This window comes from Nitrospira sp., from assembly GCA_024760545.1.
GTDB lineage: Bacteria > Nitrospirota > Nitrospiria > Nitrospirales > Nitrospiraceae > Nitrospira_D.
Window position 1 is genome coordinate 3858626 of the sequence record CP060501.1, and the last position, 24750, is coordinate 3883375.

Below are 24750 nucleotides of genomic sequence, written 5' to 3' on the forward strand. Positions count from 1 at the left end.
GCTAAAAGGCGAAGTGAATCCCGATCAGGTAGCGTTCCTGACTACCGGCCGCGATAGCATTCGATTCGCCGATCCGCTGTACGTCCAGCCCTTCACCTTTCACTTTGGTAAATTCCACCACGGCTCGCACATTCTCTGTGACGTAATAGGAGGCATGCGCGGTGACGAGAGTGCCGTTAGCCCTCATTGGATTGTTGGGACTGCCGGGCGCCAGCCCCGTATCCTGTATCTCGTAGCGGGCATCCAGGAACAGTTTCTCGGGCAGCGCTTCGAGGATGCCCTCCACCAAATAATTCCTCCGATCCTGTCCATTCACGCCTCCGATATCCCAGTTATGAAAATAGCCGAGCAAGATCTGGCCGCGAGCAAAGCGGAGATTCAGCGTGGCATCCAATTGCTGCCTGGTTCGGCCGTCAATGATCGGCGAAGGCTGATCGGAATTCGCCTTCGTGTTGATGTACCTGATGCCAATGATGTGGTTCCACCGTGTGTAGGTTCCCCAGGCGTAGAAACCCTGAAATTTCTTGTCCAGGTTAACCGTCGGAGGGTTGATTCCTTCCTCGCGCTCGTCGTTGACGACTCCGGCTGCGTACCGAAGTCCAGACCAGAATCCGTTGAGTTCGACGCCGGTCACATTGAATGTCACCGGCGCCAGGTACCGCTGGAAGGTCAGTCGCCGTTTCTGTGAAAGGTAGTACTGTTCGTTCAGCATGCGTCCGGCCCGGAGGTTGAGCACACTGGCCGGTATCAGGTCGCTAAACTGCATCCAAATCTGTTCGTTTCCAAACGAGCCACCCGCCGCTACCTCTTGGGCGAACTCCGCGAGAAATCCCACCTTCGGGGCGACTGTGCCCGCGGCCATGATCTCGATCTCGTCGATTTCGGCTTTGCTGGACGAAGATAGCCGGGCTCTAATTACGGGATCGTCTTCATGCGCGTTGAGGTACTGCATGATACCTATCACGGAGACGGGCAGACTCTTCAGATCCCAGGGATACTTACCGTCCTCGTCGGGCAGCCGAAACCCTCGTTGCTTGAACTCCATCCCGAACTCATTCAGCAGGGGGAATCCCGCATGGCAGTCGCTACATTTGAGACCATGTTCCCGGGAAAATGACGGAACGGCCGAGGCTCGCCGCGCGGACAAGAGGACCAGGGCTACCAATACTACGAGCATCAGCACGGCGGTCATGGGGATAAACGATTTCTTCACAGCGACCCCCTTCCGGCGGTCTACTTACCGGATGATGCCAGGGTCCGCAGATACACGATCACTTGCCAACGCTGCTCTTCGGTCAGTTTGTCTTTATACGACGGCATCGTGGTTCCCGCTTTCTTTTCCGAGATACGCCAGAACCAATGTGTATCCGAATGCTTCTTGCTGATCGCTGGATCTGAAAGATCCGGAGCTCCCTTTCCCAACTTGGTTGGTTTGCCATCGCTCCCATGACATCGAGCGCAATTGACTGCTGGATTACTTTTGCCTTCGTAAATCTCCTTCCCCACCACTTGTGCTTTGGGGTCGTTGGGCATTCCGGTCGCCATAATTTTCCCAGCATACTCGATGGGAATAGCTTCCTCAGGTGCATCCTCCGCCGAAGCGGCGGTTCCTGCCAAGGCAACCAGGAATCCGATGACCGCCCACATCTTGATCGCCACATTGCTTCTCCCCGTTACCAATCGACGATCTGCGTTTCCCATTTGTCCGTTCTCCTGTATGTGAACAGCAGCGCATCAATGCATTGTCCGAGCAAACCACATCTCGTAAAGCGAAATCCCAATCTGCAACGCCAGAGACAGTCCCATCAGCACCCCTCCACCGATCACGATGTAGGCAAAGAGAGGAGCGTGTTTGGTAAACCACCAGGACCCGATGTCCAGCCAGATGGCGAGGAAAGGAATCGCCACCAGAACGGCCCGAATGGAAGCGGGGATTTCACTGAAGACGAAGATGAGGCTCGTGAGCATAAAGATGAAACTCATGCCGAACAGATGAATATGAGAGACTCGAACCAGTGACTGGATGGATTGGCCAAGGTCTAGTTCGGTATAGCGAACGACCTCAGTATAGGAAGAAAGCGACGGCAAGCCCGTCCCCGAGGACGCACTGTGGCAGTCCCCGCAAGCCTGCTTGAGGATCGGCTGGACCTTCACGAAGTCGGTTTCGGCCGCGCCCGCTCGTATCCACTGGATCATCTGTGTTCGCTGCGCGTCAGTAACATATTCTGTCATAGGTCCTCGGAGGGCCGCTTCAAGCTTTGTCGTGTCCCGTTGACCGTAATATTTCATGATCACGCCGGCGGTGAGTCCCATGCCGTGTTTGGTGTGTGGCTCCACATCAATCAGGTAAAGGTACGCCAAGGCGAAAAGATAGGCCACGCCGATCGTGAGCAGAAAGACGCTCGCAAGTACCTTGAGAGGCAAGGTCAATGATCGGAGAGTCATGCTATTTTCCCGCAGGCAACATCCGACAGGCCGATCGCTTCAAGGTTTGCGACCCTCAAATCCTTTCATGTACCGCACGGGATCCTCGTCAAACTGCTCTTTGCAGGGCTTCGAGCAGAAATAATAGGTCTGTCCTTGCCAGGTGCTGCGAAAGGGAGCCGTTTCCTTGTCGATCCACATCCCGCACACGCGATCCATGGCTTTTTGGTGTGTCATGGCTCTCCCTCCTTATCTCGTTTATCCCCGACCTGCGACCGGCACAGAGTCGCGCTCTAAAGAACCACCTACTTTCTCTATGTCTCTTCCCAGTTCTCATACCGGGTGCCGATCTCTTTCAGCCTACTTTGCATTTCGTGGAGGCAAAAAACTTCGCAGGCGTTCACGGGAACGTCCAGTTGCGCTCGATCCAGAATCTTGATCGTGACAGTCACCTCCGACCGATTGCATCGGATGGGGTCATAGAGAATGACATTGTCCGAGACAGCTATCTCATACCGAGAGGGCCGCTCCGCTTTCGGCAGGATCCACTCTGCGATCTCGCGCAGATGGCCCAGAATGGTTCCACATCGCTCGCAGCCTGGTCTTGGCGGGTCGGTTCCGTGCGCATGGGCGCCGTAGAGTGCCAGATTGAAGCCGATCTGCAGCGGCTGCTCATCCGGGACAGGCAGTAGTACTGGTAATACCTCCCAGCACACGCGGTGTTCACGCCCGAACGCGCTCAACCGCACCATGGCGTAGGTGCTGGCTGTTTGTTTTCCTCGCTGCTCGTCTTGCGACACTGATCACCTCTCTCGGTTTTCTCCAAGCTCTGAACCTCAGTCTATCCCGCAGTAGACGCAGGCTTACGAGAGCCTCCACCAGACCTTCCCTAGCGCCGTCCCTGCGCCTGCTTCCCGGTGACCTCGATCCGCCGAAGTTCGAATCGGCAGCACGGATCGGTCCCGCAGCAAGCCGGATGCGCACATTGGAATCGGAACTCAATCTGGCATGTCGCCGGGGCAAACGGTCCCAGCGTTACGCCGTAACGATGGATCGCGGCCATTACTCCTCCAGCCGAAACCATTTCACATGTTCGCCATTGGTCATCGGAATCGGTTCTCCAGCTGAGTCGACCAGGACAATTCGTCCGAATGGTAAGTCGGTCCTCTGGTCGGATTGAGGCAATCGGACGTGCGAAGGTCCAGATCAGCGTATGGGGCACGATGGATTGATCAAGGGCCACCGGTGGGGTCCGGCCAATGGCGCGGTAGACCGTCTTCAGATGATCGCGAAACAGGTCATCGAACTCCGCATCGGAGTCGGAAGCCTGGTCCTCGCCGAACCACCAGAACCAGTCGCTACCCTCGGCAGCGTACAGTGCCTCAAAGACCTTGGGATGACGCGATGCCGTAACCTTCATGCGGTCTATAAGATCACGGGTCTCCCCCAGTAAGTCCCACGCCCGGTTTTCTTCCGCCTCACCGACCCAGGTGCCAAGATCGTTCCCGGGCCGCGAGCCGTTCTCGTCGATCCAGCTCGCTTCAGCGAGGTCATAGACTTTCGGCAATGCTTCGATCGGGTGAGCCGGCACCCGCCGCATCGGGTTACCCTCAAGGTACTCCCGAAACGTGACTGTGCGAATCTCCGGATCAGCGGCAAGCGCCGTATACAGGGCATGCAGAAACGGGCGCGCCTGGTGTGGATAGGCCCCCCACGCGTTTTCCCCATCTAGAATCACGGACACGATCCGGTTCGGAGGGTCGTTGACCTGCCAGGCGAACCGCTCTTTCAATTCTTGCAGAAAGTCGGCGGCCGCCTGTGCGGGACTTGCGTAGCTGTGGTAGTGAAAGCCGATCTTGTCTGACAAGACGGAATCGCGGAAAAAGACGGCGACACCACGGCCCAGCCCATTTTTAGCTCGATACGCTTGGCATAGGACATTTGAGTCCTGGACGTCGTAACCATACTGCCCAGAGCGTGCCAGGACGCCGCGATCGGTCGCGATCCATCGCACGCCGGACTCTGTGAAAAGAGAGATAACCGACTGGCCGACCGCGCCCTCAGCAGGCCATATCCCGGCGGGCGGATGCCCGAAGCGTTCTTCGTAGAACCGCCTAGCACGATGGAATTGTGCCACTGCGTCTTCTGGGTGGTGAAACCGCCGGGGATGCACTGCGCCAGGACGATCAATGGTGGCGCGATCCGAATCAACAAGCAGCGGAAGGATAGGATGGTAGAAGGGGGTAGTGGAAACCTCGATTTGGCCTCGCTCTTGGAGCTGTCGATGGATCGTGGCGACATTGTGCAGGATCTTTAGTTGCTCCGTGATCATCTGCTCAATCTCACGGGCGGTATAGCCTGCGCCCTTTTCGACGAAGCGACGCACGGAGGAAGTTCTGCCATTAGGCAGCGCCACCTTGCCTTCTTGAAACTCTGGGCCGAACCAGGACAGGTTGAACCACATCTGGAGATCCGCGAGATCCTGGACCGTGAACGCACGACTGTTCTGGCGCTGCTCAAACAGTTCACGATAACGAGGCCAGGGAAAGATCTGGGTGTGCCAGTCGGCTTCGTAGAAGGTGGCGAGGAGCTCCTCGCGTTGGGCGGTTGAAAGCCGGTGCGCAGGAGTCATGGTCAGATCAAGGGCGCGATCCGTCGCCCCGCGCTCGACATAGTCCTCGATCTGCCACAGCAGCACCGGGGTCAGGTTGATGGTGAGGTGGACCTGAGGATGCTGTTCCAGCAACGCAGCCATAGCGTAGTAATCGCGGATGGCGTGCAGCCGCACCCAGGGGAACCGATACGATCCCTGCGGTCGCTTGGCTTTGAGATTTTTGTACAATGGCTGGTGTTGATGCCAAAGGATCGCGAGATGAATTTTGGGACCTACCTGAAAGGTGAAGGGGCCAATTTCACAAGCCCCGGACGGCGAACTCCCGTGCAGCCTGTACTCCACCCGATCTCCATCTGCAAACGGCCCGACGTTGATGAACCAGTAGCTATTGGCATCGCGGTTGAAGTTCCACGTTCCCTCGACACGCCTGGCCTCCTCGGCCCCGTTCGAATGCACAACCCGAACGTCGATCCAGGCATGCTGGCCCTCCTCGATCGGCCATGTGCCGAACTGGAGGTTAACGTTCTGCCCCGCACTAACATGGAACGGAAAGCACGGCGTGTCCGATGTGAGATGCCAGATCACCATGCTCTATGATTCTCCTGCTTCTTCTACCTCCATCATGTCGTCAAACGGCTGGTTCTGACTATCAACCCATCAACTATCCAGACGCCCGTCAATTTGTTCTCGTCTCTGCCTTCCCCATCGCGGGAAGAAGGCGGGTGTGGTCTCTGCATAACGATCATAGGACTCGCCGAATTCCGCACGGACCTGCCTCTCCTCTTTGTGAGCGAGACGGACATACATCGTCACGAGTATGGGGAACATGAACAATGTTGGAATGGTTGGCCATTGGAGGAGAAAACCCAGCATGATCACGATGAAGGCTACATACTGCGGATGTCTTATCCGGGCATAGGGTCCGGTCATGGCGAGGGTCTGGCTTCGTTGCGCCCTATACAAGACTTCCCACGAAGCCGCCAGTAGAAAGAACCCTCCGAAGATCAGCAGCCCACTGAGAATGTGCAAGGGATCACTATGCGCATGGCTTTTCATGCCCAGCAGGGTATGCCAGAGATGCCCGGTTTCGTGGGACCATAGATTTACTCCGGGATATCGGCTTTCCAGCCATCCGGAGAGCAGATAGATGGTCAAGGGGAATCCGTACATCTCGGCAAACAGAGCCACGATAAACGCCGAAAAGGCACCCAGGGATCGCCAATCGCGTGTCGTCCGCGGCCGCGTGAAGCTAAACGCGAAGAGGATAAACACCACCGAGTTGATGATCACTAACGACCATAACCCATAAGCCGATCCTTCATCCATGGGAATGGCCTCCGGTGTTGGCCTGTGAGTCGGGCTGCTTCCCGCCTGGTGGAGATTCGGAGTCATGACCACCATGTCGCCTGTGTAGAAGGAGATGGAACAACGGGCAGGCGAACAAGAGAAGATAGGGGAGTATTCCGAACACATGCGCCCGGTGTTCGGTCACGAGAAAAAATCCCAGGACCGCGAGAAAGGCGTAGAGAACGAGCCGTCGTAAATTATTCATCGAAATGGACCTCACTTGCACCGGTGGATCATCGACGCGTGCATTTGCTCTTACACATAGGCATTGGCGGCATACTGCTGGACCATGCGGTGGGTGTTGAAGAATGACGCGTTGAACGCCATCGTATGCCGCATCACGTTGATCCAACGATCCCGCGATTGGTAGTACATCGGCACGATCGTCCATCGCAGCTTCTGATACAGCTCACGCGCCTCTTCCGCTTCATCGGCGACTTGCCCCAATGTCCGTGAGCCGATCGACCAACCCGTCACGCCTTCGATGTGGCCTTCCACCCACCAGCCGTCCAACACACTCAAGCTTGGCACACCGTTGTGGGCCGCTTTCATGCCGGACGTCCCGGATGCTTCGAGCGGCCGCTGAGGCGTGTTCAGCCACAGATCCACGCCGGCTGTCAGGAGCCGGGCGAGGGTTACGTCGTAGTTGTCGAGGTAGAGAATCGTCACATCCCGTTCGAGCTGCTTAGCCGCTTGCACGATCCGGCGGATCATGTCCTTGCCGGGCTCATCCTTGGGGTGCGCCTTGCCCGCGAACAAGATCTGCAGCGGTCCTGCGTTCTTGGCCACGGCGGTCAATTCACGAGGTGCCGACAAGATTAAATCGGCCCGCTTGTATAAGGTTGCACGGCGGGCGAAGCCGATCGTGAAGGCATCCGGCCTCAACTGCTGCTGAGTGCGCTGCCTCACTTCTTCAAGCAGCCGCGTCTTGGCCTTGATATGCGCGTTCCAGATCTCCTGATTTGGGACACTAATCGTGTAGCGAAGAGAGAACGGATCGGTTCGCCAACCGGGAATCGACCGATCGTAAAGATCCTGGAAGCTCTCGCTGGTCCAGGTGACTGAATGGATGCCGTTCGTGATCGAATCGATGACATGCGCGGGAAACATCTGTTGCGAGACTTCGCCATGCCGCTTGGCCACGCCATTGACATAGGTGCTCATGTTGAAGCCCAGGAGCGTCATGTTCAGGCGGTCCTGCCCACCTAGCATCTGTAAGACTTCCAACGGTAGTAGGTCCCCCATGACCCGACGAACACGGTCATACGCGAATTGATCGTGGCCGGACGGAACCGGCGTGTGGGTGGTAAAGACGCAGCGCCGTCTTACCGCAGGGAAGTCCCACTCTGTGGAACCGACCGGAGTTGACTCGCGTAGGAGTTGGAGCGTCAAGAAAGCGGCATGACCTTCATTCATATGGAATCGTTCCACTGCGGAATACCCAAGAGCCTGGAGCATTCGGATGCCGCCGATGCCCAGGATGATTTCTTGCGCGAGCCGGTAGCGGTCATCCCCTCCGTAGAGCCACAAGCTCAGCTCTCGGTCTTGCTGGGCATTGTCCGGACGATTGGCATCCAACAAGAGCACTGGTACCCGACCGCCCGTGACACCGATAAGATCATATTGCCAAGCCTGGACGATCACTGTCCGTGCTTCGATGGCCACGGTCACTGTGGCCGGGAGGAGGCGAAGTTGGACTCTCGGCTCCCACGACACCGGCTGCTCGTGCTGGTTGCCCCACTCGTCCAGCTTCTGCTCAAAATATCCGTTCCAGTACAGGAGGCTGACTCCAACGGCCGGAATTTTGAGATCGGCAAACGATCGGAGCGTATCTCCCGCTAGAACCCCCAACCCTCCACTGTAGGTGGGCATTGCAGGATCAAGCGCCACTTCCATCGTAAAATACGCTACACGTTGGGTGAAGGGGCCAGCCGTCCCGGCCGGTTCAAGCGGTCTCAGGTATCTCTCGGGACCAGCGAGGAAGGTGCGCCGACACAGATCGGAACAGAAGTAGAACATCCGGTCTCCGTAAGTGGCCGCCAAGGCCTGCTCTTGGAAGACCTTCATGCCACAGACCGGATCTTTCATACGGTATCTCCCATTTGCGGTGCCACCACGCCAGCAAAGTAGGGGACGGCCAACGTCGGATCACCACCGTCACTCCTGTCACTTCGGCGACGTGAGTATTTCTCGCTCCGCGTCAATCCAATCTTCCACATCACACCCCGGTCTGCAGCCTCGATCGATGTAGAGCTCATAAGCTCGCTTCGCAATCCGGTCACGAAGGTCATCGGACATGATTTGCTCTGGGATAGCAGCCTGTGTGGTATCAGCCTTGTCGTTGTGCCGTTTCTTTACCCGTTGCGGTTTCATGCTTCCCCCTTTTCCAGTCCTAGAGATGAAATATCTACCGGGTGCTGCGAACTGTTGAACCATGACTGAAATATGGGACTGATTCATGATTGAGCGGGCGGCTTCAGACTCATTGAAAAATCCGCATAGCGTTCAGAATATTGCCCTTCAGGGAATGCCTAGCTCTTGTTCGCGATGCAGCTTGGCGAGAGCCTCCGCTTCTTCGGCGGCCTTCGTGTAATAGCGCATGAAGTCGCGACAATGCCTGAGCAGCTCTCCCTTGGACTCTTTTGGAGAAAGCGGATAGTCGTGGGCTGCGTATCGATCGCTCATCTGACGCATTTCTTCTGCTTTACCGTGCAGGCGCAGAGCTTCCTGCTCATACCAGCTCGCCAGTCCACTGTGATTGTTGCGTTCAATGAGTTCGCGTGGTGGACCAGTTGAACAGGCCATGATCGCCACGCCGAAGAACAGGACAAACCACGACAGCTGCCGCGAGATCTTCATGGGCGCTTCACTCCTTCGAGCATGTGTTTATGCGCAGCTCGACACTCCAAAACCCAGAGCGGCGCCGGGGATCTTTTCGTACAAATTGCGTGATCGCCTCGGCGCCCCTGGTCATCCTATCGACATGTTCCGATGCTACAACCTATGGTCCCTTGCGGGTTAAACCCAAGTGTTCGGTCGCCAAAGCTGCAGCCTCGTCTGCCATCTTCCGGTAGTTTCGCGCAATTTGACGGCAATGGGCCGCCTCGTCGGCAATGTCGCTCGACTTATAGAGCTCCGGGTGATGCTCGTAGGATTCAGCGGTATTGTCCCAGAACCTTGCTTTCGCCTTGAAATCCTGGGCCTGCTCCGCATAGTACATCGCGAGTTCCTGATGATTACCCTTGGCAATCCCAGGCTCAGGACCTGTCATGGCAAAGCTTGGAATGGCCAAGCCCAGTAAGAGGACGATGAATGATAATCCCCTCATAACCTGTCGCATCGTAAATCCCCCCTTCTATTTTTGGCAGTGATCCATTTCACTGCCTGTGCTGATGCCGAAGCAATCAACGTACCAACTACTTAGGGCGATATTTTATATAGGAACCAATTCTATTACTGTATTAACTGACCAACACCTCCTCTTTTGCGACAATTCACCGTGGCAATAAAGGACAGGCTTCAATTTAACTGTCGCGTAACGCGACAATGGGCCATTACAAATATTCTTCCGACGGGACCGTCTGGCCTCGAACAGGCTCCTCTTATTACAGTTTCTGCACGGATGTATGGCAATTCGTTTGTTAAGAACGTCACGAGTGTCATGATCCTCTCGCCTCAATTTTTATCGTCCGGCCTTGCCTGCGCTCGCTCCACCACCTCCACATGACATAGATGGGCGGAATCACAAACAGCGTCAGGACCATTGCGGAGAACACCCCACCGACCTGTGGAGCGGCGATCCGCTTCATTACATCCGCCCCGGTTCCCGTAGCCCACATGACCGGGATCAACCCGATGACATCGACCAAGCCAATCATCATCATGGGCCTAATGCGTTCGACTGCCCCCAGCTGGACTGTGTCGATTAAATCTTCCAACGTCGTGAGCCCGCCGGCCGCTTTGCGTCGGGCGCAAGCTTCATCCAAATAGGCCAGCATGACCGCGCTGGTTTCCGCCGCGGTCCCCACGACAGTGATCAGCCCCACCCACACGGCAATGCTCATGTTGTAGCCAAGGATCGAGAGGTACCAGACGGCCCCGACTAATGAGAGCGGCACCCCGATCATCACCATGAAGGTCTTGGCCACCGACGCAAAAGAAAAGTAAAACGTGACAAAGATGATCACGAGCGTCAGCGGCACGACGAACTTCAGTCGTTCCTTTACCCGCTGCATGAATTCATACTGGCCGGACCAAACGATCGTATAGCCCGCTGGCAGTTCGACTTTTGCTGCCACAACCCTTTTAAGGTCCTCCACGTATCCGCCGACATCACGCCCCGTCATGTCCAAGAACACATACCCTGAGAGCATGCCGTTTTCGTCACGGATCATCGGCGGCCCATTGACGAAACGTAGTGTCGCGAGTTGCGCTAGCGGCACTTGCGCGCCGGTCGGCGTATCCACCAGCACGCGCTTCAGCTTTTCAGGATCATCCCGCAATTCACGGAGATAACGGACGTTGATTGGATACCGCTCACGGCCCTCGATCGTCGTCGCGATGTTTTCGCCGCCGATGGCCGTTTCGATGATCTTGCCGACATCCATCAGCTTGAGCCCATAGCGTGCGATCTCCTCGCGATTGATATCGTAATCAAGGAAGTAGCCGCCTGACACTCGCTCTGCATACACGCTGCGCGTGCCTGGGACCTCTTTGAGCACCATTTCCAGATGTCCACCGATCTGTTCGATCTGTTTCAGATCGGGACCAAAGATCTTGATCCCGACCGGCGTCCGAATGCCAGTCGTCAACATGTCGATCCGGGCCTTAATCGGCATGGTCCAGGCGTTCGTCACACCAGGAATCTGGAGCGCTCGGTCCATTTCATCCACGAGTCCCTCATAGCTCAGACCTGGCCGCCACTGGTCTTTGGACTTTAGCTCAACCACGACTTCCATCATGCCAAAGGGCGCCGGGTCGGTGGAGGTTTCGGCTCGTCCAGACTTGCCGAAGACATGCTCCACCTCCGGAAAGGATCGCAGCTTTTGATCCATAATCTGCAGTAGCCGGCTGGCCTCCGTCACTGACAAGCCCGGCAAAGTCGTCGGCATATAGAGGATCGTGCCTTCGTACAGGGGCGGCATAAATTCGGAGCCCATCTGCTGGTAGAGCGGGACGATGCTGGCCATCAACACAATAGCTCCGATCACGACCGCTTTCCGATAGTACAAGGCCGTGCGCAGCACGGGCGCATAGAGCCGTTGGAGCCCGCGGGTGACAGGATGCTTCAGTTCCGGAAAGATCTTGCCTCGAATGAACGTCGGTAAGCAGGCCGGGACCAACGTGATGGCCAGGACCGCGCACATCACGATGGCCAGGTTGTTGGTCCAGGCCAGCGGCTTGAACATGCGGCCTTCTTGCGCTTCGAGCACGAAGACCGGGATGAACGAGATCGCGATGACGAGCACCGACGCAAAAATGGGCGGGCCGACTTCCTTGGCCGAATCGATCAGGACTTGGAGCCGATCGCCGACCTTCCCATCTCGTTCCCATTCCTCGAGGCGTTTGTGGGCGTTGTCCACCATCACGATAGCGGCATCGACCATGTCTCCGATCGCCACGATGATGCCGCCGAGCGACATGATGTTGATGCCGATGTTCATCAGATAGATGGGAATGAAAGAGATCAGGACGGCCAGCGGAAGCGTCAGGATCGGGACAATCGCAGAACGGACATGGAGCAAAAACGCCAGGATCAGTACCCCCGTGACCACCAATTCTTCGATCAGACTTTCCTTAGCCGTGGCGATAGATTCGTGAATCAAGTCGCTCCGGTCGTAGACCGTGACGACCTTCACGCCTTTCGGCATGGACGGCTCAATCTCTTTCAGCTTCGTCTTGACTCGTTCGATCACATTGAGCGCATTCTCGCCAAACCGCATAATCACAATGCCGCCTGCGACCTCGCCTTGCCCGTTGAACTCCGCCAGCCCTCGTCTCATGTCCGGCCCGAGCCGGACCGTGGCTACGTCGCGCAACAGAATTGGCGTCCCGTTCTCGTTGACTGCCACGGCGATCTTCTCTATGTCCTCAGCCCTCTTGATGTAGCCACGCCCGCGCACGACGTATTCGATCCCCGAAAACTCTACGACACGACCGCCCACGTCGTTGTTGCTCTGTCGAATCGTTTCGACAATAGAAGGAAGAGAAAGGCGATAGGCCAAGACCTTGGTCGGATCGAGATTTACTTGGTATTGCCGGACGAAACCGCCGATACTCGCCACTTCAGCCACGCCCTCCACGGCGCGCAGCCAATACCGGAGATACCAATCCTGGAAACTGCGCAGGGCGGCCAGATCATGCCGGCCAGTCTCATCGACGAGGGCGTACTGATAGACCCAGCCCACGCCCGTCGCGTCTGGGCCGAGCTGCGGCGTGACCCCTTCCGGCATCCGTCCAGAGAGTTGGCTCAACCGTTCGAGGATGCGCGACCTGGCCCAATAGATATCCGTGCCGTCTTTGAAGAGAATGTAGACATAGGAGTAGCCGAAGTCCGAGAAACCACGGACGACCGTCACGTTGGGAGCTGACAGGAGCGCTGTGACGATCGGATAGGTAATTTGGTCTTCGACCAGATCTGGCGAACGGCCCTGCCAGGTCGTATAGACGATGACTTGTGTATCGGAGATATCGGGCAGTGCGTCGATCGGCGTTTGCCACATGGCCCAGAGTCCGACCGCTGAGAATGCGAAGACCAGCAGGAAGACGATGAAGCGGTTTCTCGCGCTGAATTCGATGATCCATTCAACCACGGGCGTTCAATCCTTCATCTTCATGCCGGGCATGCCACCCATGCTCTCGACGACGGCCTTAAGACGGCTTTCGCTGTCAATTAAGAAGTTGGCTGAGGTGACAATGTGCTCACCTTCTTTCAGACCTGTCAGCACTTCAGACCATTCGCCGGTCTTGACTCCGGTTTTGATCAGGCGCGGCTCGAGTTTCCCGTCGCCCAGATGGAGAAAAACGACCTGCTTTTGTCCCGATTCGATGATGGCTTCTTGCGGAATCGCCAAACGAATGCCCAAATTCACCCGCAACTCCACGTTGGCATACATGTCCGGCTTGAGCGTGTCATCACGGTTGTCGAGTTCGAACCGCACCTTTGCCGTGCGGGTTTTCGGGTCCAAGGTGGGATAAATGAAGCTCACGTGGCCAGTCAGCGCCGTGCCAGGGTCGTAGGAGAGGGTGACGGCAGCATTCTGTCCCGCTTTGATGAACGACAGCTCGTATTCGTAAATGTCCGCCAAGATCCAGATATGGGAGAGATCCGCAATGGTATAGAGTTCTACTCCAGCATCCACATGCGCACCGGCGAGGGCGTCCTTCTTGATCACCGTTCCGGTGATGGGCGAATGGATCGGCAGGGTTTTCAGCACCTTCCCGGTCTTTTCGAGTTCTTGGATGTGATCATCCGTGATATCCCAGAGCTGAAAGCGGCGCTTGGTCGCTTCGAGCAAATCCTTGGAGCCTTGCGCCACTTCGGGAAACTCGCTGCCCCCCAATTGCTTCTGACTATGCACCGCGAGGAGATACTCCTCTTGAGTTGCGACCAGATCGGGACTATAGATCGTGAAGAGCGCCTGACCTTTCTTCACGTGATCCCCGAGCGCGCTGACGAACAGCTCTTCGATCCACCCGTGAAACTTGATCGTGACTTTGGCCTGCTTGCGCTCGTCAATGGCAACTCTGCCGACCGTGCGGATACTCTTCTCCAAGGGACGACGTACCACCTGCCCATACTTCACCCCGATTGTTTGCAGCCGTTCCGGTGCAATGGTCACGATGCCTGGCACACCTTCGGACTCGAGGGGAGTCTCCGGTCCAACCGCTTCCTCCACCGGGGCCGGTTTCCTCTGTTGCTCCTTTCCCATCCCCGGCATGTCCATCCCGGCCATCTCGTCCTGTCGGGAATCCGTCGGTGGAGGCACCACCGGCCTCGTCGTCAACCAGACAACTGCGGCAGCGGCTATGATTATGATGAGGACCGCTGCCATACCGATGACACGCTGACGAGTCATGATCACGGTTTTCTTTCCGACAACGGGCCGTCGAATGCCCCACCCGTTACAGCTTCGAGCCGAGCGAGCGCTTTCTCGTGGTTTACCATCTCGCCATGCAGCTCAAGCTGGCTTTCTTGCAACGTCAGGAGGCTATTCAGCAGCGTGAGGAAGTCTACTTTCCCCACCGCGTACCCTGCTTGCGCGGCCTGCAGGCCGAGCGTGGCCTGGGGAATGATGGCATCGCGTAAGATGGTGATCAGCCGCTCGGCCCGCTGGGCCTGCACAAATCCATCTTTCACCTGGAACAACAGATCCTGACGAGTCGCCGTAAAATCCTCACGCGCTCCCTCTAAGCTGGCTAGCGCTTCTCGGACCCCTTGTTTCTGTTTGGTTTCATAGAATAAGGGGATCTTGATGCCCACCATCACCTGGTAGCCGTTGTCATTGATCTTGTCGTTGCGGATGCCGAGAGCTGTGACATCGAAATCCGGATAGAACTGTCGCTTCGCAAGGGAGACAACCCGCTCAGAACGATCGATGCCTTTTGCCGTCGCGAGCAGCGCAGGTGAGAATTCGTTTGCCCGCCTGTTGAGTTCCTGAAGAGGGAGTGTCAGAAGGGTACTCTGTACGTCTTCCGGGGTGCCCAACGGACCATCTGGTGGACGATTCAAGAGCCGATTGATGGCTGCGTGAAGGCTCTCTTTCTGCTGGTCGAGGACGGCCAGCCGATCGAGGACGCGTGAAATTTCGACCTGGGCGCGAAACACGTCCTGCTGCGCGGCTTGCCCAACGCTGTATCGAGTCTTGGCTGTCTTCTCGAATTGCGTCAGCAGTCCCTTGTTTCTCCCCACGATGTCGATGCTCTTATGGACGAAGTGGAGATCGAAATAAGCCTGCTTCAGCGCTGCCACGAGCCGCAAACGGGCCGCAAGATACTCTTGTTCCATTCGCTCCGCCTCCTGTTGAGCGACTTCTCCTCTCAGCTTGAGCTTGCCCGGAAAGGGGATGTCCTGCCCGACTCCATACATCACCCCTTCAACTACGGGAGGCACCATCGGCATACGCTGATAGCCAATTTGAAGACGAGGATCGGGCAAGGTCTGAACTTGTGGTACGACCGCCTTCGCGGATTCCCATCGTTGGCGGGCCGCCTTAATCTCGGGATTTGCGGCTTCGAGTTCTCGAATAAGGCTGGAAAGCTCCAAGCGTGGTTCAGCCGATTCCTCGGCCGCGCCGACCGGCCAGGGGAGAAGCAGGAGCGTTAGCGTAATCAGCCACCCGGCCCGCACTCGAGGGAATGAAAGAGGGATACGAGTGTGTTTCATGACCCACCTCCGACGGTAAAAAGCATTACCGCCCGCTCAGCGTCAGCAGCTAAGCAGGGGACGACGAAACCGGAGGTGGACGATCAGATGCGAAGAACCGAGGAGGAGCTTATAGAGAGAGGAACAAGGGAATACGCCGTACTCCAAGACCACATCGTCTCAGTAGAGACATCGGTGGAGATTCCGGGATGATTGAGTAGAGACGGAACAGGATCAATCACCACCACGCTGTTTTTTATCTGACGCTCAGGAGACGCGGTCAGTGAGGGAGAGCACATGATGGCCCCGTCCATTGGACAGGCCATATCATTCATTTCTTCAGACACCTGTGGCAGGTCGTCAGCCAACGATAAATCCGGCACCGAACACATTATCCCGACGATCTGGCAGAAGGCAAAGACCAGAACCATGAACCGTATGGTAGCTTGGACACGCATTATAAAATAAAGCCGACCTCTCCCACGCTAGGGCAATTAGTATACGCTCATTCGAGCAGGTCCATCAAGTCCAGCAAACTCCCTACAGGAGCATCAACAATGCCAGCAAACCAATTCGAGGAGCCTCACGGAATAGGAATTATGATTCCAAGAGATTGCGACGATCTCCAGTCGATGATGTCGATTTCTTTCCATGCAAGTAGTGGGGCGTTTCCGGACAGCTGCGTAGTTTGTAACCGTGGCGAATTGCCTCACGTGAGAGGATCAAGCAGAGCCATCCAGTTAGCGAAGTGAAGGAACAAGAAAGAATGTTGCCTGACTTGATGATACCATCCATATGGGCATGTCGTTCTACCGAAGCTTCGGTGACCATCTCCCGCTGGTGCGCAAAAGACGGCGCGAACCGAGTCAAATTCAATTTTGTGGTGGGCATACGGGCGTGTTCTACACCAGAAATGGATTACCGCAGAAGGTCGGAATTCTGAGCTGCAGGTATAATGCGATACGAAAGAGCTTCCCATGACTACGCCAAAGAAGAAACAAACCGGTTTGTCTTCTAATGCCGAGTCAGTCATTCATCGACTAGCAGAGAATCAATCCCTTTTCGAGGCATTCCTGCGCCGTCGGGTGGAGGATGACTTCATCGTCCAGGACCTCCTCCAGCAGAGCTTGGTGAAAGCTATTCAGCAACAGCATTCGTTGAACAACGAAGAAAGCGTAGTGCCGTGGTTTTATCGAATACTTCGCAATACCGTGATCGATTACTATCGTTCAAAAGCATCCGAGAAAGCCAGACGAAACGATTTTCTGGAACAAGCCAAGGTCTTAGCCGACGACCATGTACCGTCGTTGGATGAGGTCAAATCGACGGTGTGTCGCTGCCTGGATGACGCCATATCGGTTCTTCGTCCAGGTTATTCCGAATTGATCCGACGGATTGATTTGGCGGGTGAAACCGTCTCTGTAGTCGCAAAAGATTTGCAGATCACGCCCAACAATGCAACGGTTCGCCTTCATCGCGCCCGTCAGGCTTTACGACAAAGTTTGGAGCTGTCATGCGGCGTATGCAGCACGCATGGTTGTATCAACTGCACGTGCAAAGAATCCTAGAACTTGCGCGATTTCATCCATGTGCCGGTCCCTTCCCGCGTGAACTGTAACATTCGGTGGCTCCTTCCGTCAGTAAAGGTGTACGAGGCGAATCAATCGACTCAGAACCCACAGATGATAAGGAGGTAGTAATGCAGATATTGGCAGTACAGATCGACGGTAGGACCAGCGGGCATTGCATTGTAAGAATTATCTAGGCAGTGAAGGGCTGCTATTCCACCTGAATCCTCTCCGATCGTTCCTCCATAATCTGAAGAGTGGTATGCTCAATTTTCCACCGGTCTCGTAGCAACGATTGAAGACGGCCCAACACTGCATCCCGATCCTCACCTACCGAGACCACCACGTGAGCGCTAAGGGCGTCCAAGCCGGTAGTAATGGTCCAAATGTGAAGATCATGAATTCCTATCACCCCAGGCACACCAGCCATGGCTTGTCCCACCTGTATAGCGTTCAGATGAGTCGGCACCCCTTCCATGAGGACATGCGCGGCTTGAGAAAGCAGTCCCCATGTGCGCCACACAATAAAGAGACTGATTCCAGCGCTCAGGAGAGGATCGATGAGCACCCATCCAGTCATCCAGATGATGCTCCCGCCGAGTATGACCCCGAACGAACTAATGGCATCACTGAGCATTTCGAGATAAGCACTGCGAACATTCAGACTTGATGCGGATTCGTGAGCAAGCAGTTTCATGCTAGCAACATTTACAGCGAGGCCGACAAGTCCGATGAACAACATCGGAATGCCAAATACATGGGCCGGCTCGAATACACGTCGGTACGCCTCGTAGAGAATCCAGACCGACAGCAACAACAGCACCACGGCATTAGTAACAGCGGCAAGTATCTCAGCACGGTGATACCCATAGCTTTTCTCCGGCGTGGATGGCCTTTCCGCCATCCACATGGCAAACGCACTGAGTCCAAGCGCTGCCACATCCGTCAGCATATGGCCTGCATCCGCCAACAACGCTAAACTTCCCGTGAACAAACCGCCGATCACCTCAATGACCATAAACGTTCCAGTCATCATTAGGACGATCAGCAGATTTTTTTGCTGTCCGGATCTGCGTTCTGAATGGCTATGCATGAGAGCCTCTTTCGTTTGAGCCGCTGGCTTTCTCCAGTCTTGCTTGTAGTAGGTTCTGCATCGTAATTGTGCCCCAGGAGTAGCAATCATACTGTCGAAGCACGATAAGCCTCTTCACAATCATGGTTTTGTCTACAGAGTAGATCGTCGGGCACCGACTAGAGAGTCCGTTTCCTGTCGTTCAACCATTCGGTGTTCCATCCACCGATAGAGCACCGGCAATACCAGGAGGGTTAAAGCGGTCGATGAGAACAGGCCCCCGATCACGACCGTGGCGAGCGGTCGCTGGATCTCGGAACCGGGCCCAGTCGCCAACAACAGCGGAATGAGCGCCATCATCGCGACAATCGCCGTCATCAATACGGGACGTAACCGCAAAACCATACCGGTCAGCACGGCCTCGTCTAGCGGCATGCCTTGTCCGCGCAGTTGGTTGATATAGGCGATTTTCACGACCCCATTGAGCACCGCGACACCGAACAAGGCAATAAATCCGACTGATGCCGGAACGGAGAGGTAGAGCCCGCCGAGCAACAGTCCCAGTAGCCCCCCGACCATCGCAAACGGAATCGCCAGGAGAATGAGCGCCGCTTGCCTGAGGTTGCCGAAGGTAAAAAAGAGCAGCAGAAAGATTAGTGCAATAACGAGAGGCACGACGATAGCCAGGCGAGCCATCGCCTGCTGTTGGTTTTCGAATTGGCCTCCCCAGACGACATAATAGCCTGACGGAAGCTTCACCAGCCGATCGACTGCTGCTTGCGCCTCTTCGACCGCGCCGACCAGGTCGCGACCGACGACATTGGCTTCGATCACAATTCGGCGGCTCGCGTGCTCACGGCTGATCTGTGCCGGGCCGTCCACAATTCGAATATCGGCCAAATCCCGAAGAGGAATGCGGGAGCCGTCCGGCGCGGTCACCCAGAGTGCGGCAATCGTCGACACATCGGCGCGCCGATCATCCGGAAATCGTACCCTGATCGGAAAACGCCATTGCCCTTCGAACATTTCCCCTGCGGCAAGGCCACCACCGACGGCTTCAATCACTTCTGTGATTTCAGCCACGTTGATTCCATGGCGCGCAATTTTGGCACGGTCGATGTCGAGCTTCAGATAATAGAGGCCCGATACCTGTTCAACCCGAAGATCGGACATTCCGCGCACATCCCGCAGCACCCGCGCCATCTCATCCGCCTTCGCCCGCAAGGTCTCAAGATCCTCGCCGAACAGTTTGACGGCGACCTGAGACCGGACCCCCGAAACCAATTCATCAACGCGCATGGCGATCGGCTGTGATAACCCGAACGCGATGCCGGGTACTTGCTCCATCCGGCTGCGAACCTGCTCCTCAATCTCTGGTTTAGACTTGGCTTCCCACTCGGATTTGGGCTTGAGCAAGACGTACATGTCACTGACTTCCATCCCCATCGGATCGGTGCCCAGTTCATTTGCTCCCGTACGGGAAATGACAGAGCGCACGTCCGGGATCTCAAGCAAGACTCGTTCGACCTCCCCGGAGATCTTCAGCGATTCGGTCAAGCTGATGCTGGGAAGCCGCATGATATTCACCACGATCGTGCCTTCATCCATGATGGGGACGAACTCCCGGCCTATGAACGGAATCAGTGCCGCCCCCCCGACGAGCACACCCGCCGCTATGAGGACGACCAGACCCGTGTGGTGGATGGCCTGCTCTAACAGCCGGCGATACCCTCGCCGCCAGCGCTCCAACAGGGGCCCGCTCTTCTCCGTGGCCCGAGGCTTCATCAGCACCGCAGCCAGCACGGGGATGACTGTCATCGAGAGCAGTAAGGAACTCAGGAGGGCGATCACCACCGTGAGGGCCAGCGGAACGAACATTTTGCCTTCCATGCCTTGAAGCGTCAGGAGGGGAACAAAGGTCAATGCAATGATCAATTCTCCGAAGAGGCTCGGTTTCCGTACTTCCAGCACAGCGCGTAAGACAACTGGCAATCGGTCCGTGATCGAGAGGGCACGGCCCTTGGTTTGCTCCGTCAAATGCCGCTCGACATTCTCAACCTGCACGATGGCCGCATCGACAATCATTCCAAGCGAAATGGCCAACCCGCCCAGAGACATCAGATTCGCCGACAGGCCGACCTGTTGCATGATCAGGAATGTGGCGAGGACGGCCAGTGGTAATGTCAGGGCGACAACAAGGGCGCCACGCAGATTTCGGAGAAACAAATACAGCACGAGAATGACGACCGCGACACCCTCCAGCAAGGCCCGTTCGACCGTATCGAGGGCGCGTGTCACCAATTCGATGCGATCCAGGAAAGGCACCATCTTCACATCGGCCGGCAAGACCCGATTGATCAGCTCGACCTTGTCTTTCACTGTGGAGACAATGTCCCGACTGTTGCCGCCTCGCAGCATGACGGCAATCCCTTCCAGCACCTCGCCCTTCCCGTCACGCGTCGTGCCCCCCAAACGGATGGCCATGCCTTGTCGAACCTGCGCGACGTCTCGAAGATAGATCGGTGTGCCCTTGTGCGCGGCGACCACGATCTGCTCCAAATCTTGTGCGGAGCGGGCCAGTCCTACACCATGGACGACCAACTTATCTCCGCCGTGCTCAATGTAACTGCCCCCGGCATTTTGGTTGTTGCCTGCGACGGCCGCATGGACCTGCCGCAACGTGAGGTCAAAGCTCGTCAATCGATTGGGATCGACGAGGACCTCATACTGTTTTGCAAAGCCCCCCAAGGTATCGACATCCGCGAGGCCTGGGACCGCGCGCAGCATCGGACGGATCACCCAGTCTTGCAGAGTCCGCAACTCCATGAGACTCTGTGTCGAGCCCTCGACGAGATACATGTAGACCTCGCTCAATCCAGTACTGACCGGTCCCAGTACCGGCTCGGCGCTTTGTGGGAGCCCGGATTGCGCCCGGAGTATCCGTTCCAAAACGAGTTGTCTTGCGAAATAGAGATCGATCCGATCCTCAAAGACCACCGTGATCACAGAAAGTCCGAATCGCGAAATAGACCGCATTTCCGTTTTGCCCGGCAGGTTCGTTAGTTCGATCTCCAATGGGAAAGTCACGAGGCGTTCGATTTCTGAGGGAGCGAGGGACGGTGCGCGGGTGATCACTTGGACCTGAACTGGCGTGACATCGGGAAAGGCATCGATCGGGAGATGGCGGAACGCCGCTATGCCGCTCACGATGAGCACGACCGTGGCGAGCAACACGATGAGCCGTTGTTCGAGCATGGTGTAAATCAGCCGTTCAATCATGAGCCGCCCTCCGATGGGAGCTGTTCGCGAAGGTACTCGGACTTGAGGGCATAACTGCCTTGGGTCACGACTTCATCTCCGACCACCACTCCAGTGAGAACCTGAATGTACTCGCTTGATCCCTGGCCAAGGGTCACATCATGGGCTTCGAATCGACGTGGTCCCTGCACCACAAAGGCGACGGTCCGGCTGCCGACCTGCTGCACCGCCGCACGTGGCAGGCTCAAGACGGATTGCTCCTCTGTAGACACCGCGACTTCGGCGAACATCTCCGGCCGTAATCGGCCCTCAGGGTTGGACACATCCGCTCGCACCATGACTGTCCGCGTAGCCGGATCGATGACCGCCCCCACGTAGTTGATAGCGCCTCGGAAAACCGCGTCCGGATAGGCCGACACCCGCACCTCAAGGGTGAGTCCGGTTTTCAGCTGACCGGCCTGTTGCTCCGGGAAGTCCGCGCGCACCCAGACAGTCGAGAGATCCGCCACGGTGAACAGGGTCTTATTGGGATCAACCACTTCGCCGATCGTCGCGTTCCGTTCGATCACTTCGCCGGTAAAGGGGGCGCGAAGGGAGACTTGCGCGACCTCCGCATGGGGCAAGGTCTTGTCGGTCAACCGCTGAATCTCCCGTTCCGTCATGCCGAGTAAATGCAGCTTTTCTTCCGCTTCAAGGAGAGCGGCCCGGGCGTTCTCATAGTCGGCCTCGCGCCGTTGGTATTCCCCTGCGCCGATCGCCCCGCGATCCAGCAACGCGGTAGCCCGGTCCAGCGCCTTTTCTGTGACCGTTAGCGTCGCCTTTCCTTTGCGATATTCCAATTGTGCTTCTCCAAAGGCAGGACTATCGAGCAGAAGCAGCCGGTTGCCTTCTTTGACTTGGTCTCCCAGGTTGGCATAGACGGCCACGATATGCCCGGGAACTCTCGCGCTGAGGTGCGCCAATCGATTCTCATTGGCCAAAACCTTTCCCCCTTGCGCCTTGAGGACGGTCCGAATGGGCCGGATCGCCACTCGATCCGTCTGAAGCTTTGTGACGGTCGGGCTCCCTTCCGGCAGTTCGAGGATGCCGGGCTCAGCAGATGCCGTAGCGTTCGGTGGAGGTGGCTTCGGCACCTCGTCTTGCTTGGACTCACAAGACATAAGCAAGGTGGCGACGAACAGGAACTGGACGATCCATACAAGAAGCGATGACGGAGGCATCACCACACGACTATTCATGGCAATCCTCCCACCGCCCGCTCCAGTCGGGCCAACGCGATGGAATGATCAGCTTGTGCTTGGGCATATTCGAGCAAGGTCTGGCGATAGACACGCTGTGCGTCAATGACTTCGAGCAGGCTGGTCGCTCCGTGGCGAAAACTGAACTGGGCGATGTCGAGGGCTTCTTGGGCTTGATGCAGAAGCCCTTGTTCAAAAACCTTCATCTGCGCTTGACCGGTCTGCATGTCCTGAAAATGCCGTACGATGGTCTGCTCTAATTCCTGCTGCATTCGATCTCGCTCCGCTTGCGCTTCTCGATGTGTTCCCATCGCCACCCCGATTTCGCCCTGTCGGCGATACCAAACGGGCAGTGCCACACTGAATCCCGCCGTGATGGATTCATCGCCGGCTTCTCGATGATATTGGCCGATCACTGAGACATTCGGGATGCGCGACGCGCGTTCGTGCTCGATCGTGTATGCGGCTTGCTCGACCACCTTTTGCTGTCGCCGCAGTGCAGGTTGTCGGTCGATCGCTTGATTCATCAATGTGTGGAGTTCCAAGTCGGCTCTCACTGTTTCAAACTCTCCTTGAACGGCAAATGATTCTCCCAAAGCTTTGCCTGTCACCGTGTTGAGTTGCGCCCGAGCGACGAGAAGAGCATTATCTGCCCTCGCCAGATCCTTTTGGGATTTCTGGAGTTCGACGGTCGCCTTGATCAACTCGAATTTCGCCGCCTCCTTGGTACTGACCCGCGCACTTACCAATTTGACGAGATCTTCGACCGTCTTCAGATTCTCTCTCGCAAGTTGTGCAGCGTGTTGCGCAAAGAGCAATTGAAAGAACGACTCTTTGACGCCAGCCAGGACCATCACTTTGGCTTGTTCCAAGCCGGCGAGGGCACCCCCTACGCCCGCTTCAGCAACCCGTTGCCTAGCTGCACGTTTGCCCAGCCACTCCAGCGGCTGCTCCACGGTAATGGTTCGTTCGGCAATGGAGACACCTGTTCTGGGGTCACGAATCGACCCTCGGCCGATGGAGCCGGTCATCGTGGGATTGAGATAAGCGTCGGCCGTGATCCGTTGACTCCGACTCTGTTCCAAGACTGCTTCCGAACCCTTCATTGTGGGGTTGTGTTGAAGCGCGAGTTGCACGACTTGACTCAATGTGTATCCGCTAGAGTTAAGCTCGGTGGCAGAGCTCTCAGGATAGGCTCCAGATATCATCGCGCATCCGAACGCGGCGATGATTCTGCAAACAAATGCAGGTCTCATGCTGTCCTCCCTCATCGGCGCCATAGCCATTCGCCTCCAGGAGAGACGGACATGACCACCGCTCAAATATATTGAATCGTCAGTAGCTATGAAAAAATGAGATCACACGGAAGGGGGAGCACGGGAAGGAAGATTGGTTATTAGAAAAAGGTTCGTCAGCGAAGTACAAGAGTGCGGTTGGCATGTCGCCTGACTCTTTGTTGGTTCATGCCTAGAGAAAGAATATGGGGCCATGTCCAAGCCGGTATCTTTGCCGACTTGAGGCTTGGCAGAAGATGCAAGAACGAAATCTATTTGTGGGTGCTCCGCTCCATGGAGCGGTTGCGCAATCAGGTGAAGCGGACAGCGGGATTCGTTTGCTGCAACCAAAACATGATCGTAGTGCGAGAACTCGCAGCTGAGGTCGGGTGAAAAAACCGTATGAACTGTACCACCGTGAACATGACTCGGGTCGCCATGTCGATGGTCGGCCTCAGGATGGATATGCACCAATGGAGCGACAAGCATCCATAGGACGGTCCACATAAGGACGGCCACATTAGGCAACTGTATAATATTTTTCCTCAATCGCATCGCGACAGCTGTTAATCCGCTTATAATTGAGAGATC

At 56.3% G+C, this 24750-nt stretch carries 20 protein-coding genes; 1 reads left to right on the top strand and 19 read right to left on the bottom strand.

Annotated features, from left to right (window positions below; all coding sequences use genetic code 11):
* Position 1 precedes the first annotated feature (1 nt).
* From H8K03_18190 to H8K03_18260, 15 genes are all read right to left on the bottom strand, one after another.
* The gene (locus H8K03_18190) at positions 2-1213 is read right to left on the bottom strand and encodes a hypothetical protein (protein UVT19695.1); all 1212 of its coding nucleotides are present in this window, start codon (positions 1211-1213) and stop codon (positions 2-4) included.
* A gap of 20 nt (positions 1214-1233) precedes the next feature.
* Positions 1234-1701, bottom strand: a complete 468-nt coding sequence (locus tag H8K03_18195; protein UVT19696.1) for a cytochrome c — start codon at positions 1699-1701, stop codon at positions 1234-1236.
* Between the two features lie 33 nt (positions 1702-1734).
* Positions 1735-2445, bottom strand: a complete 711-nt coding sequence (locus tag H8K03_18200) for a hypothetical protein (protein ID UVT19697.1) — start codon at positions 2443-2445, stop codon at positions 1735-1737.
* A 39-nt stretch (positions 2446-2484) separates the two neighbouring features.
* A complete protein-coding gene (locus H8K03_18205) occupies positions 2485-2661 on the bottom strand; it encodes a YHS domain-containing protein (protein ID UVT19698.1) in 177 nt (58 codons plus the stop codon).
* A 77-nt stretch (positions 2662-2738) separates the two neighbouring features.
* A complete protein-coding gene (locus H8K03_18210; protein UVT19699.1) occupies positions 2739-3224 on the bottom strand; it encodes a hypothetical protein in 486 nt (161 codons plus the stop codon).
* An 89-nt stretch (positions 3225-3313) separates the two neighbouring features.
* Entirely contained in the window at positions 3314-5626 is a 2313-nt protein-coding gene (locus H8K03_18215; protein ID UVT19700.1) for a hypothetical protein, read from the bottom strand.
* A gap of 69 nt (positions 5627-5695) precedes the next feature.
* Complete coding sequence (locus tag H8K03_18220; protein UVT19701.1) at positions 5696-6364, bottom strand: isoprenylcysteine carboxylmethyltransferase family protein; 669 nt, start codon at positions 6362-6364, stop codon at positions 5696-5698.
* A complete protein-coding gene (locus tag H8K03_18225; protein UVT19702.1) occupies positions 6357-6590 on the bottom strand; it encodes a DUF2933 domain-containing protein in 234 nt (77 codons plus the stop codon). Before H8K03_18225 ends, H8K03_18220 begins: the two co-directional genes overlap by 8 nt.
* A gap of 50 nt (positions 6591-6640) precedes the next feature.
* Positions 6641-8473 carry an alpha-glucan family phosphorylase gene (gene glgP / locus H8K03_18230; GenBank protein UVT19703.1) on the bottom strand — a complete coding sequence of 611 codons (1833 nt, stop codon included), beginning with the start codon at positions 8471-8473 and terminating at the stop codon, positions 6641-6643.
* 78 nt (positions 8474-8551) lie between these two features.
* On the bottom strand, positions 8552-8758 hold the full coding sequence (locus H8K03_18235) for a DUF2934 domain-containing protein (protein UVT19704.1): 207 nt from the start codon (positions 8756-8758) through the stop codon (positions 8552-8554).
* Between the two features lie 147 nt (positions 8759-8905).
* Positions 8906-9244, bottom strand: coding sequence for a hypothetical protein (locus H8K03_18240; protein ID UVT19705.1), 339 nt, complete (start codon positions 9242-9244; stop codon positions 8906-8908).
* A gap of 142 nt (positions 9245-9386) precedes the next feature.
* The gene (locus H8K03_18245) at positions 9387-9713 is read right to left on the bottom strand and encodes a hypothetical protein (protein UVT19706.1); all 327 of its coding nucleotides are present in this window, start codon (positions 9711-9713) and stop codon (positions 9387-9389) included.
* Between the two features lie 331 nt (positions 9714-10044).
* The gene (locus H8K03_18250; protein ID UVT19707.1) at positions 10045-13197 is read right to left on the bottom strand and encodes an efflux RND transporter permease subunit; all 3153 of its coding nucleotides are present in this window, start codon (positions 13195-13197) and stop codon (positions 10045-10047) included.
* Positions 13198-13203: 6 nt separating this feature from the next.
* Positions 13204-14226: an efflux RND transporter periplasmic adaptor subunit gene (locus tag H8K03_18255; GenBank protein UVT22539.1), complete on the bottom strand. Its 1023-nt coding sequence runs from the start codon at positions 14224-14226 to the stop codon at positions 13204-13206.
* 239 nt (positions 14227-14465) lie between these two features.
* Positions 14466-15770 carry a TolC family protein gene (locus tag H8K03_18260; protein UVT19708.1) on the bottom strand — a complete coding sequence of 435 codons (1305 nt, stop codon included), beginning with the start codon at positions 15768-15770 and terminating at the stop codon, positions 14466-14468.
* Positions 15771-16726: 956 nt separating this feature from the next.
* On the opposite strand from H8K03_18260, the gene H8K03_18265 reads away from it, so the two are divergent.
* On the top strand, positions 16727-17317 hold the full coding sequence (locus H8K03_18265; GenBank protein UVT19709.1) for a sigma-70 family RNA polymerase sigma factor: 591 nt from the start codon (positions 16727-16729) through the stop codon (positions 17315-17317).
* A 211-nt stretch (positions 17318-17528) separates the two neighbouring features.
* On the opposite strand, the gene H8K03_18270 is transcribed toward H8K03_18265, so the two are convergent.
* The 4 genes from H8K03_18270 to H8K03_18285 form a co-directional block, all read right to left on the bottom strand.
* Positions 17529-18410: a cation transporter gene (locus tag H8K03_18270; GenBank protein ID UVT19710.1), complete on the bottom strand. Its 882-nt coding sequence runs from the start codon at positions 18408-18410 to the stop codon at positions 17529-17531.
* A gap of 132 nt (positions 18411-18542) precedes the next feature.
* The gene (locus H8K03_18275) at positions 18543-21668 is read right to left on the bottom strand and encodes an efflux RND transporter permease subunit (GenBank protein UVT19711.1); all 3126 of its coding nucleotides are present in this window, start codon (positions 21666-21668) and stop codon (positions 18543-18545) included.
* Entirely contained in the window at positions 21665-22885 is a 1221-nt protein-coding gene (locus H8K03_18280; protein ID UVT19712.1) for an efflux RND transporter periplasmic adaptor subunit, read from the bottom strand. Before H8K03_18280 ends, H8K03_18275 begins: the two co-directional genes overlap by 4 nt.
* Positions 22882-24141 (bottom strand): TolC family protein, encoded by a 1260-nt coding sequence (locus tag H8K03_18285; protein ID UVT19713.1) that lies wholly within the window; start codon positions 24139-24141, stop codon positions 22882-22884. Before H8K03_18285 ends, H8K03_18280 begins: the two co-directional genes overlap by 4 nt.
* Between the last annotated feature and the right edge of the window lie 609 nt (positions 24142-24750).

What these genes read in the sequence shown, in the direction of transcription:
- H8K03_18215 (UVT19700.1), bottom strand. Translation starts at nt 5,626, where the DNA reads ATGGTGATCTGGCATCTCACATCGGACACGCCGTGCTTTCCGTTCCAT.
- H8K03_18220 (UVT19701.1), bottom strand. Translation starts at nt 6,364, where the DNA reads ATGGATGAAGGATCGGCTTATGGGTTATGGTCGTTAGTGATCATCAAC.
- H8K03_18275 (UVT19711.1), bottom strand. Translation starts at nt 21,668, where the DNA reads ATGATTGAACGGCTGATTTACACCATGCTCGAACAACGGCTCATCGTG.
- H8K03_18260 (UVT19708.1), bottom strand. Translation starts at nt 15,770, where the DNA reads ATGAAACACACTCGTATCCCTCTTTCATTCCCTCGAGTGCGGGCCGGG.
- H8K03_18225 (UVT19702.1), bottom strand. Translation starts at nt 6,590, where the DNA reads ATGAATAATTTACGACGGCTCGTTCTCTACGCCTTTCTCGCGGTCCTG.
- H8K03_18205 (UVT19698.1), bottom strand. Translation starts at nt 2,661, where the DNA reads ATGACACACCAAAAAGCCATGGATCGCGTGTGCGGGATGTGGATCGAC.
- H8K03_18240 (UVT19705.1), bottom strand. Translation starts at nt 9,244, where the DNA reads ATGAAGATCTCGCGGCAGCTGTCGTGGTTTGTCCTGTTCTTCGGCGTG.
- H8K03_18195 (UVT19696.1), bottom strand. Translation starts at nt 1,701, where the DNA reads ATGGGAAACGCAGATCGTCGATTGGTAACGGGGAGAAGCAATGTGGCG.
- H8K03_18285 (UVT19713.1), bottom strand. Translation starts at nt 24,141, where the DNA reads ATGAGACCTGCATTTGTTTGCAGAATCATCGCCGCGTTCGGATGCGCG.
- glgP (UVT19703.1), bottom strand. Translation starts at nt 8,473, where the DNA reads ATGAAAGATCCGGTCTGTGGCATGAAGGTCTTCCAAGAGCAGGCCTTG.
- H8K03_18270 (UVT19710.1), bottom strand. Translation starts at nt 18,410, where the DNA reads ATGCATAGCCATTCAGAACGCAGATCCGGACAGCAAAAAAATCTGCTG.
- H8K03_18280 (UVT19712.1), bottom strand. Translation starts at nt 22,885, where the DNA reads ATGAATAGTCGTGTGGTGATGCCTCCGTCATCGCTTCTTGTATGGATC.
- H8K03_18200 (UVT19697.1), bottom strand. Translation starts at nt 2,445, where the DNA reads ATGACTCTCCGATCATTGACCTTGCCTCTCAAGGTACTTGCGAGCGTC.
- H8K03_18235 (UVT19704.1), bottom strand. Translation starts at nt 8,758, where the DNA reads ATGAAACCGCAACGGGTAAAGAAACGGCACAACGACAAGGCTGATACC.
- H8K03_18245 (UVT19706.1), bottom strand. Translation starts at nt 9,713, where the DNA reads ATGAGGGGATTATCATTCATCGTCCTCTTACTGGGCTTGGCCATTCCA.
- H8K03_18265 (UVT19709.1), top strand. Translation starts at nt 16,727, where the DNA reads ATGACTACGCCAAAGAAGAAACAAACCGGTTTGTCTTCTAATGCCGAG.